Raw genomic sequence first — 10,919 nt, forward strand, 5'->3', positions numbered from 1 at the left:
GATCGCTCCCGTTCTCGCCTGCGTACCGACGTCATTGGCTGGCGCCGCCCGCCCGATGGGAGCGAGCGGCTCCATGGCACGCAGGTGCAACACTAGTGGCCTCACAAGGCAAGGTGCGCTCTTATGCTGGCGGGGTCAGTCCCGTGTCAGCCGTCGGTGTGTCACCCGATGCGGACGCGCTGCGTCGGCGCCGAGGCGTGCCACCTTGTTCTCCTCGTAAGCACCGAAGTTGCCCTCGAACCAGTACCACTTGGCCTCGTTGTCATCGTCGCCCTCCCAGGCGAGGATGTGCGTGCACGTGCGATCCAGGAACCAGCGGTCGTGCGAGATCACCACAGCGCAGCCGGGGAACTGTTCCAGCGCGTTCTCCAGCGAACTCAGCGTCTCGACGTCAAGGTCGTTGGTCGGCTCGTCGAGCAGGATGAGGTTCCCCCCCTCCTTGAGCGTCAGAGCCAGGTTCAGCCGGTTGCGCTCACCACCGGACAGCACGCCGGCGGGCTTCTGCTGATCGGGACCCTTGAAGCCGAACGCCGACACGTAAGCCCGGGACGGGATCTCGTTCTGCCCGACCTCGATGTAATCCAGCCCGTCCGAGACGACCTGCCAGACGTTCTTCTTGGGGTCGATGCCCGCACGGTTCTGGTCGACGTAGCTCAGCCTGACCGTCTCGCCGACCTTCACGACACCGCTGTCTGGCTCCTCGAGACCGACGATGGTCTTGAACAGCGTCGTCTTGCCGACGCCGTTGGGGCCGATCACGCCGACGATGCCGTTACGCGGCAGGGTGAACGAGAGGTCCTTGATCAGGACGCGGCCATCGAACCCCTTGTCGAGGTGATCGACCTCCACGACGACGTTGCCCAGTCGCGGCGGCGTCGGGATCTGGATCTCCTCGAAGTCGAGCTTGCGCGTCTTCTCCGCCTCGGCGACCATCTCGTCGTATCGCCCGAGGCGAGCCTTGTTCTTGGCCTGCCGGGCCTTGGCGCCGGAACGCACCCAGGCGAGTTCCTCCTGCAGACGCTTGTACAGCTTGGCGTCCTTGCGCCCCTGCACCGCGATGCGCTCGGCCTTCTTCTCCAGATACGTCGAGTAGTTGCCCTCGTACGGGTACGCGTGGCCGCGGTCGAGTTCGAGGATCCACTCGGCGACGTTGTCCAGGAAGTACCGGTCGTGCGTGACGGCCAGGATGGCGCCCTTGTAGGCGGCGAGGTGATGCTCGAGCCACAGCACGCTCTCGGCGTCGAGGTGGTTGGTCGGCTCGTCGAGCAGCAGCAGATCCGGCTTGGACAGCAGCAGCTTGCACAGCGCGACACGGCGCTTCTCACCACCGGAGAGGTGCGTCACCGGGTCGTCAGGCGGCGGGCAACGCAGCGCGTCCATCGCCTGCTCGAGCTGGGAGTCGATATCCCAGGCGTCGGCGGCGTCGAGTTCCTCCTGGAGGTGACCCATCTCCTCCATGAGTTCGTCGGTGTAGTCCGTCGCCATCAGTTCGGCGACCTCGTTGTACCGGTTGAGCTTGGCCTTGATGGCCACGCCGTCCTCGACGTTCTCGCGGACGGTCTTGGTCTCGTCGAGCTTCGGCTCCTGCATGAGGATGCCGACCGTTGCGCCGGGCGCGATGAACGCGTCGCCGTTGTTGGCCTGATCCAACCCGGCCATGATCCGCAAGACGCTCGACTTACCGGCCCCGTTGGGACCGACGACGCCGATCTTCGCGCCCGGAAGGAAGTTCAGGTTGACGTCGTCAAGAATGACCTTGTCGCCGTGCGCCTTGCGGACCTTCCGCATGGTGTAGATGAATTCGGCCATGCCGTTGCCATTGCCTTTCGTTTCCCCGGGAATTGCTCGGGGACCATCCTAGGCGTGCGCAGGCTGGCCGCCACAGCGGCGTCAGGCCGTCAGCGACAGCTCCTCCGCTGAGTCCTCCACGTCGTCGGAATTCTCATCGGTCGGTTCCGACCTGGGCGCCTCGATCTGCCGCTTCGTCCGGTCGATGCGCACGTTGCACCGGGTGAGATCGGGCCCGATAGCCGTGGCCCGCAGGTCGACCGACGTGCGCGGGACACCGTCCTTCTCGTACTCGCTCGTGCAGATGTTGCCGACGACGATCACGGGATCACCCTTGACCAGGGCTGCAGCCGCGCCCGAGACCAGCCGGCCCCAGCAGGTGACCGACACGAACAGGGTGTCGGCGGTCTCCCACGTTCCCTCCCCCGTCTTGCGGCGCGAGTTGCTCGCCATGCGGAACTTGAACACCTCGTGCTCCCCCACCTGGCGGTGCACCGGATCGGTGACGACGTTGCCGACGATGGTGATGGGTGTCTCGAACATGACTGAATCCCTCCTGAGCGTGGCGGGACCTGGTGTCCCGTCGACACCCATTCACCATCGGGCCGCCGACGGTCGCCACGCTCCGGGGTCACACGGGCCGAGCGCTGTGGATGAATGCCGGACTGTGGATGCCGCGCGCTAGCGGGAACCCGACTCGCGGCGTGCCATTTCGGCCAGCATCGCGTTGTAAGCGGCAAGGTCGGCGTCGTGGTCGCGGTCCGCGGCGCGATCGAGGCGCTTGGCGGTGCGCTGGTCACTGCGCCGCCACTGCACCAGCAGTGCGATCAACACCAACACCAACGGAATCTCACCGGCCGACCAGGCGATTGCGCCGCCCAGCTTCTGATCGCCGAGAAGATCGGTGTGCCAGGGCAGCTTGAGCGATTGGTAGAAGCTCCCGGCCAGCACGGCCTGGGTGCCCATCAACACCACGCCGAAGAACGCGTGCAGCGGCAGGGACGCGAAGACCATCCCGAGCTTGGCCAGCGGCGGGATGCGACGAGGCGTGGGATCAATCCCGATCACCACCCAATAGAACAGATAGCCGCTGAGCAGGAAGTGCACGTTCATCGCGACGTGTGCGGCGTGGCTGCCCGCCACGGCGTCGAAGATGCCACCGAAGTAGAGGCCGTAGAAGCCGGCAACGAAGATCACCAGGGCGACGACGGGATGCGTCAAGAACTGCGACACCCTGCTGTGCAACGCGACGAGCAGCCACTCCCGAGGCCCCGGCGGGTCGCCACGGCCAGCAGCGGGAAGCGCCCGCAGGGCCAGCGTCACGGGAGCGCCGAGCACCAGCAGCACCGGCACCAGCATCGACAACAGCATGTGTGCCGACATGTGCACGCTGAACACGGCGGGCATGTAGCGCCCCACGCCGGATGACGTCGTGAACAACAGGATGGCGCAGCCGCACAGCCAGGCGACGATGCGGCCCGTCGGCCACGCGTCACCGCGCCGCCGCAGACGCACCACCCCGGCCAGGTACACCGCGGCGAAGATGATCGCGGCGGTCCCCAGGATCAGGTCGAAACGCCAGTCGAACAGGAGCCGCGCCACCGTCGGCGGGCCGGCCAGGTCGTAGCCGATCTCGATGACCGGTATCGAGGGGTTGAGCACGGGTGGCGGCGGTGGCGGTGTCCGGCCGAGCGCGACGGCGATGCCGAAGGTCAACCCGAACACCAGCGCCTCCACCAGCGCCAGCCGGATCAGCGGCCGACGGTCGTCGGCGTCGGCGGCCAGGGCGGCGACCCCGCGCCGACGGTGCAGCCACCCGATGACACCGAGCACGCACAACGCGAGGGTCTTGCCGAGGATGAGCCAGCCATAACCACTGTTGAGCAGGTCAGCCGGGCGGATGCGGACCAGGGCGTTGATGACTCCCGACAGCGCCATCGCGCCGAAGCACCACAGCGCGATCAACGAGAAGCGCCGCGCCGCCAGGTGGGCGTGCTCACCGCCACGGAGGGCGTGCGCGAGCAGCGCCAGCAACCCGCCCGCCCACAGTGCACCCGCCACCAGATGGATGATCAGGCTGTTGGTCGCTAGGTCGTGTGAGCCGCCCGATGACGAGTGCCCCGCGAGAGCGAGCGGCATCAGTGTGAGCAGGGAGCCCGCGAACAGCACCGGTGTCCACGACCAGCGCAGCACCGGGATGGCGGCAATCGTGACGATCGCCGCCAGCGCCGCGGTCCACCGCCACAGACCGGCCACCTCCACCAGATCGGCGACCGACCAGATGTCGGCTGGGCTGAGGCGCGACGACAGGGGTTGTCCCGTGATGTCGGAGACGGTGAGCGGGATCAGCAGGACGGCGCACACCGTCCACACCCCGGACGCCACGGTGCCCAGTCGCAACGCCCGGTAGCCCGACGCGTCGAGCACCCCCGAGGTCTGCGGTGGCACCAGGAACGCGGCCATCAGGAACGATCCGACCGCGACGACGGCGGCGATCTCCCCGGCGGCACGCACGAACGGCAGACCGTAGTTGGTGACCGGTCCAGGGTTGGGCAGGCCCGTCGCGGTCAGCGCATCGGCCAGGGCCAGACCGGCGATGGCGGCCGCGGTCACACCCGCGAGCAGGCCGACGCCGACCAGAATCGGCCATACGGTGCCGTGGCGGAGGCTGCGCGGCGCGACTGTGGTCATGCCACCAGGGTATGGCTCGGTGACAACGCGACGATCAGGTGGCGGCTGCCGCCCTCCGCAATTGCTCCCGCGCGATGAACTGGTCGCGCGAGAGCTGCTGCACCGTGTCCATGTCGCTCAGGATGCCCCGAAGCTCACGCACGAAGGCTCCCCGACGTTCGGCGAGGTCGACGGCCGGTTCCATGAGGTGCTGGTCGACGGCCACCTGGCGCGCCGTGGCGAACAGCAGGGCCGAGACCGCCTCGTTGCTGACCCGAGTTTGCGCGACGTACTGGCGGCCGACACCGAGGGCGCGTTCGGTCAGGTCCTTCTCGTCGATGTCGACGGGTGCGTCGCGCAGCACGTCGGCGACGATCTCGTAGGCCTCGATGAAGGGCCGAAGCATCGCGCCGGCAACCTGTGGCCGCCGGGATCGCAGTATCTCGTTGATCCGCTCGCCGCCGGCGGCGATATCGCGTTCCCAGTCCGAGGCGCCCTCTGCCGCCTCCTCGGCGTACCACGACATCTCCTCGGCGACGTGCTCGCGGAAGGCCGCGGAGTCGGCGAAGTAGAAATCGAACTTCAACAGGTCGCGCAGCCGCATCACCTGCGTCCAGAACACCTCGAGGTGGTCACGCTCAGCGCGCGCGGCGTGTGCGAGAGCGAGGTCGACCAGCGAGGTCTCCAGGAAGGCGTCGACGAGTGTGTTGCGGTAGAACGCCCCCTCGTGCTCATTCTCAGGAGCGATGAGCCACACCGGTTCCCGTCCACCGTCCACCCGGGTGATGGGGTGCCCATTGGACATCGCGTCGACCGCGGCGAGGACGCCCTCGGACGTGCGCAGCCTCAGCGCACTGTTGGTCATCGGAATCTGCTTGCGCTCCAAGTAGTCCAGCGAGTCCTGCAGGCTGTGGTGCAGTTGGTCGAGGGTGAGCGCGACGCCGTGGGTGGTCAGCAGCAACGCCGACACCAGAGCACTGGCGTTGATCGGCGTAACCCGCAGAATGCGCCAGGCCACCTCGAACGCCATCTTCTGCAGCGCAAGACGTTTGGCGGCCTCGTCGGTGGCCATCTGGCCGTGCGGTTCGCCCAGGTACTCGCGCATCGACACCGCCTCTGGAAAGCGGACGTAGATCTTGCCGTAGTTCCTGTCACCCTGGGCCTTGATGAAGTTGTACATCCAGGACAGGCCCTCGGGTGTCTTCTCGCCACCGCGGGCGTACGCCGCGTACTCCGCGGTCTCGTGCAGCTGGTCGAAGCTGATGGACACCGGCTGCAGCAGAATGTCGTCGCTTCGCCCGTCGAGGTAGGCGTCGGCGACGTAGGCGAGCAGTCCGAGCTTGGGCGGCAACATCTTCCCGGTGCGCGAGCGGGTGCCCTCGATGGACCAGCTGAGGTTGAACCGCTTCTCCACGATGTAGCCGACGAACTGGCGCAGCACATACTTGTAGAGCGGATCGTCGAGTTTGCGGCGGATGAAGATGACGCCGGAGTGGCGCAACAGCGGCCCCATGGCGCCGAAGGAGAGATTGATGCCCGCGAAGGTGTGCACCGGGGGCAGGCGATTCTCCTGCATCGCAACGGGAACGATCACGCCGTCGAGGTAGGAGCGGTGCGAGAACAGCAGCACGGCGGGGTGGTTCTCCAGCGCCCCACGCATCGCCTCGACCTCGCCGCGGTCGTAGTCGATGTTCGGGTCGAATCCGCGGCTGAAGATCGCCCGGCCCAGCGACGGGATCAGGTCGACCGAGAATCGACTCCAGCCCGTCGAGAGTTCGTCGAGCATGACGCCGGCAGTCTCGACGGTCGCGCCGGGAATCTTCTCGAGCCCCTCTCGGAACCGCGTCGACGCAAGCATCTCGGGCTTGATCAGGCGCGGCGACTTGTACTCGGGGCCAAGCAGCCGAAGTTCGACGCGCTCGATCGCCAGGATGGCTCGGCGGATCACGAAATGCGCGAATTCCCTGGGGTTCTCGGCGACGGTGGTGTCGCTCCAGTTCTTGCGGAGCGCGGACACCGTCGCGGGCTCTCCGGCGACGACCCTGGCCCGCGACGCATCCTTCCGCAAGATCCGATGCTGCAGGATTTGCGGCGGCCGATAGGTTTCCCGGCCGGACAGCAGGGCGGCCACCTTGGATCGCGTCGGTAGCCCGCCGGGAATCCAGAACACCCGCACGGGCACGACGGAGCGGTCCTCGTCGCTGTCCAGAAGTCCGACGAGGCGCGCGAGTACCGCGGGTGGCGGGTCGTCGTCGCCGGGTAGCTCGAGCACCTCGATGCGCGCGTCGGGGTGCTGGCGCCGCTGAGCGCCAAGCCAGTCGTTGAGCAGATCACGTTCCGCCGGTGACGAGACCGACGCCAGCACCAGGGCGTCTCCCGTGGGTCTGAAGCTGGCGATCTCGTCTGCGGTCGCCTTCACGGCCGCCCCTTGGCGGTGGGGGGCGTCTTCTTGGTCGCCGTCTTCTTGGTCGCCGTCTTCTTGGCTGCCGTCTTCTTGGCAACGGCCTTGGCCGGGGTCTTCGCCGCCGCCTTCTTCACGGGCGCCTTCTTGGCTGCCGGGGCCTTCTTCGCCGTCCTTGACCGCGCGTAAGGCGGCGCGTCGGGCAGCGTGTCGTGGGGCCAGTCCTTGAGCGTGTCGAGGTAGAGCTGTCGCACCTCGGCGATGCGTTCGGACAGGTTCTCGTTGGTCCAGTCACCGATGTCGATCGGCGGGAACACTGCCACGTCAACGGAACCCGCGTTGAAGGTGCTCGAATTGCGCTCGGCGATGGCCTCCGCATTCCGAATCACGATCGGCACGATCGGGATCCCGGTGGCCATGGCGATACGGAACGGACCCTTCTTGAACTCGCCCACCTCAGTGGTGTCCAGGCGGGTGCCCTCAGGCGCGATGAGGATGGAAAGACCCTTGCGCGCAAGGTCTTCCATCTTGCGCAGACTCTCAACGGCGGCCTTGGGGTCATCGCGATCGATGAACGCTGCATCCATCACCTTGCCGAGAGTGCCCATCAGAGGGTCCTTCTCGAGTTCCTTCTTGCCGACCGAGGTGAAGTTGTCGCTGACGAGTCTGCCCGCGATGAGCGGGTCGGCCTGGTTGCGGTGATTGAAGATGAAGACCGCGGGGCGCTTGGCCTTGAGGTTCTCCTCGCCGAGCACGTTGAGGTCGATACCGATGGCCGCCATCAGTAACCGGCTCCACGTCGAGGTGAAGAAGTTCACCCCCAGCCGGCGGTTGCGCGTGAGCAGACCAAGGCCGATGCCACCTGCGGCGGCGGGTACCAGCGACCCGATGGCCGCCGCCGTTCTGATCTGTGACACGACGCTGGTTCCGCTGCGGCTTGAGAAGCGCAGCACCGGCCAACCCCGTTTGATGGCAACAGCTTCGAGCTTGCCAGCGGGATTGGTGGGGCGCGGGTTGCCCACCAGGTACATCAGCGCGACGTCCTCGTCGCCGTCGGCGTAGAAGTAGCTCTTGGCGAGATCGACACCATTCTCCGCCGAGAACTTCTGCACCGCCCTGGCCTTTCCAGGACCCCAGATGATGGGCCGCTTCACCTCACCGGTGATCAGGCCATCGTCATCGGTCTCGAACTTGTTGCTCAAGACGTTGGAGATGCCGAGGAACCGGGCCACGGGCTCGACCTGGACGGTCAGCGCTGACGAACTGAGCACGACGGTGTGGCCGCGGGCCATGTGCGCACGCACCATCTCGCGCATCTCGGGATAGATGCGCTTCTGCACCGACTGCACGAACAGGCGCTCGCCGAGTTCGTCGAGGTCACTGAGCGAGTTCCCGTGCAGCATCCGGGCACCCTTGCCGATCAGGTCCTCGAACTCCGAGCGCCCCAGCTGGTGATTGAGCCCGGCCTGCACCATGCCGATGAACTCACCGACACTCATCTGACCGCGACGCAACCTGTCCTGCGTCATCAGGACGCCGGTGAAGCCGGCCACCAGGGTGCCGTCGAGGTCGAAGAACGCGCCGATCTCCGGCCCCTCGGGGCTGGCCTGGATCTCGGCGACCGAGCCCGGCAACCGGACGGCGCCCTGCTCGCCTCGACGCGCGGACTTGCCGTTACTCGAACTCATTGCGCGGAACTCCCATTGGACGATGGAACGGAATCGGGTGCATCGGGTGTGAATGATGCCGGGGCGGCTCGGCCGTCACCGCCGAGCGCGAGGACCTCGTCGAAGCCTTGGAGCAGGCAGCGCGCCCACAGCGCGGGGTCGGTGATCGAGGCCCGATCATATCGGGTGGTGATCGTGCAGTAGCCGGCGCGCGACACCAGGACCACCATCATCGCGACACCCGGCAGCGGCCCAATCCCGTAGTGACGCAAGATCTTCGCGCCAGCGACGAAGGTGTCCCCCGGGTACACCGGCACGTTGCTCGCCTGCACGTCCGAGCTGACGACCGATCCGGCCACCGACTCGAGGATGGCGTCCGGCAGCAGGCTCAGCACCGGCGCGATGGATCCCACCATGTCGATGGCGCGTTCCTCACGCTTGCGCGTCATCTGCTCGCGCACCTTCAGGATGCGCTCGGCCGGGTCAACGACACCGACGGGCGCCGCCAGGTTCACCCCGGCGAAGCGGTTGCCGCCCGAGGGGTCATCAGCTGACCGCAGGTTCACCGGCACCGCCATCGGGATGGTCTCGACCGGGATGCCCTTGCGTTCGTGGTAGAGCCGCAGTGCGCCGCACAACCCGGCCAGGTAGGCGTCGTTGATGGAGCCACCGGCCGCCTTGGACGCCTTGTGCAGATCGCGGAACTCGATATCGATGGCCTCGGTGCGCGACGTCAGGCTGCGTCGCCGCAGCAGCGGCGAATGGTCCGACACCGGACCCATGACCCGCGCCCCCGATCGGGCGTAGTTGACCACGCCACCGACCGCGGAGACCGGGTCCCGCACAATTCGGCCCAGCGCGGAGGCTGCTCCCCCGGCGGCGCCCAGCAGGCCGCCGACGAGCGAGCCGGGCAGTCTGTTGATTCCCTCGCGCATCAGCTCGTTGGGCGTCAGGTCCTGCGGGATCGGCAGCGGTGCATCGCCCTGCGGCACGGCGTCGCGCTCGAGGTCGTAGATGCTGGCGAACATCTCCACCCCGCCCACCCCGTCCGTGACCGCGTGGCTCAGATGCAGGATGGTCGCCGCGCGGCCATCGGCGAGCCCCTCGACGAGGGTGGCCGACCAGAGTGGCCGGGAGATGTCCATCGGCGACTGCAGCGCGACCTCAGCCAGGTCCATCACCTCGCGCAGTGTCCCCGGTTCGGGCACCCGGACCCGGCGAACGTGGAAGTCGAGGTTGAAGTCGGGGTCGACGACCCACCGCGGCGCGGCAGTGGGCAGCGTCGGCATGACGACCTTCTGGCGCAGCCGTAGCACCTTGCGCGAGGCGTACTCGAACCGTGCGCGGAAACGCGCCCAGTCCGGCGTGGAATCGAGCAGCTCGACACCCATGAGCCCCGAGCGGGTGCGGGGGTTGGCCTCGCCACGATGGAGTAACTGGTCGACTGCGCTCAGTTCCTCGGGAAGTCCGGCCGCATCCAACTCCGGCAGGTCGCTCATGGCGTATCGCTCCCCTCCCGTGGTTGCCCGTGCGGTGACCACGCTAGTCCGCGGTGTGTCGGCGCGGAGGACCTTCAGGGGTTGTCACGTCGACGTCGGGCGTAGCCACGTTTGGGCCCTCCACGTGGCAACCTCAGCGCATCGCTTCGGCGTGCACATCCATCGAGTTCAGCGGGAAATCGAGCCCGGAAGCTCTCGAAATGCGGCAGCCTCTAATACGCCTACGTGCTGGCCGTTCCTGCTAGCCACGATGCGAAGGGTGACGGACGCGCCATGTGCGTCGGGCTGGACGTAGTAGCACGCATCGGTCTCCGGACAGTAGATGCAGACCCAGTCGATTGCACCCTTATCCATCGGTGTCGTGTGCGTACCGTCACGGTCTGCCCACATTGACCGGAACTTCACGGTGACGGCGCCCGCGCGTGCGGAACGGTACTTCACCTGAAGGCGGTGAAACTCTCCACCCGAGTAGGCGACAAGATCAAACGGCGCATGCTCTGTCGCCGGAAACAGGACAGTGAAACCCTGGCTTGCCAAGTCGGCGTGAGCCTTCGCAACACCTAGATCGCCCTTGTCCTTCGTGTGGTGTGCAGCCATCGGCTCCAGAGTAGCTCCAGAGCAATAGACACCTCATCCATCGGTTGCGCGATCTCAGCTAAGGTAGTGCCGCTGCCCTCGTAGCTCAGTGGATAGAGCAGCCGCCTTCTAAGCGGCTGGTCGCAGGTTCGATCCCTGCCGGGGGCGCCACACTATGACAGGGGTGCCCATGTGCCCTGCGGGTGGTTGACACTCCTTTTCCTCGGGCGTCAACAAGTGAGGCTCTTGTGCCACATTCGTGGGTAGTTGATCGTTTCGAAACGGCCGCACGCCGTTCCCCATCTAGGTTTTTGGCTT

7 protein-coding genes and 1 tRNA gene are annotated in these 10,919 nt (G+C 66.7%); 1 reads left to right on the top strand and 7 read right to left on the bottom strand.

Annotated elements, in window-relative coordinates:
* Positions 1-135: 135 nt before the first annotated feature.
* The 7 genes from ettA to ACZY0X_RS28070 all read right to left on the bottom strand — a co-directional run bounded on the left by ettA (position 136) and on the right by ACZY0X_RS28070 (position 10,622).
* The gene (gene ettA, locus ACZY0X_RS28040; protein WP_463775055.1) at positions 136-1,809 is read right to left on the bottom strand and encodes an energy-dependent translational throttle protein EttA; all 1,674 of its coding nucleotides are present in this window, start codon (positions 1,807-1,809) and stop codon (positions 136-138) included.
* An 81-nt stretch (positions 1,810-1,890) separates the two neighbouring features.
* Positions 1,891-2,331, bottom strand: coding sequence for a single-stranded DNA-binding protein (locus ACZY0X_RS28045; RefSeq protein WP_354525807.1), 441 nt, complete (start codon positions 2,329-2,331; stop codon positions 1,891-1,893).
* Between the two features lie 138 nt (positions 2,332-2,469).
* Positions 2,470-4,479, bottom strand: coding sequence for a bifunctional copper resistance protein CopD/cytochrome c oxidase assembly protein (locus ACZY0X_RS28050; protein WP_463775057.1), 2,010 nt, complete (start codon positions 4,477-4,479; stop codon positions 2,470-2,472).
* A gap of 34 nt (positions 4,480-4,513) precedes the next feature.
* Positions 4,514-6,877 carry a glycerol-3-phosphate 1-O-acyltransferase gene (locus ACZY0X_RS28055; RefSeq protein WP_463775059.1) on the bottom strand — a complete coding sequence of 788 codons (2,364 nt, stop codon included), beginning with the start codon at positions 6,875-6,877 and terminating at the stop codon, positions 4,514-4,516.
* Entirely contained in the window at positions 6,874-8,547 is a 1,674-nt protein-coding gene (locus ACZY0X_RS28060; RefSeq protein ID WP_463775060.1) for an HAD-IB family hydrolase, read from the bottom strand. Before ACZY0X_RS28060 ends, ACZY0X_RS28055 begins: the two co-directional genes overlap by 4 nt.
* Complete coding sequence (locus ACZY0X_RS28065) at positions 8,544-10,025, bottom strand: wax ester/triacylglycerol synthase family O-acyltransferase (protein WP_463775061.1); 1,482 nt, start codon at positions 10,023-10,025, stop codon at positions 8,544-8,546. Before ACZY0X_RS28065 ends, ACZY0X_RS28060 begins: the two co-directional genes overlap by 4 nt.
* A gap of 168 nt (positions 10,026-10,193) precedes the next feature.
* Entirely contained in the window at positions 10,194-10,622 is a 429-nt protein-coding gene (locus ACZY0X_RS28070; protein WP_463775062.1) for a group I intron-associated PD-(D/E)XK endonuclease, read from the bottom strand.
* A gap of 74 nt (positions 10,623-10,696) precedes the next feature.
* Here ACZY0X_RS28070 and ACZY0X_RS28075 point away from each other — a divergent pair.
* A tRNA-Arg gene (locus tag ACZY0X_RS28075) sits at positions 10,697-10,772 on the top strand.
* Positions 10,773-10,919 lie beyond the last annotated feature (147 nt).

The organism is Mycobacterium sp. IDUB_39, assembly GCF_055419205.1.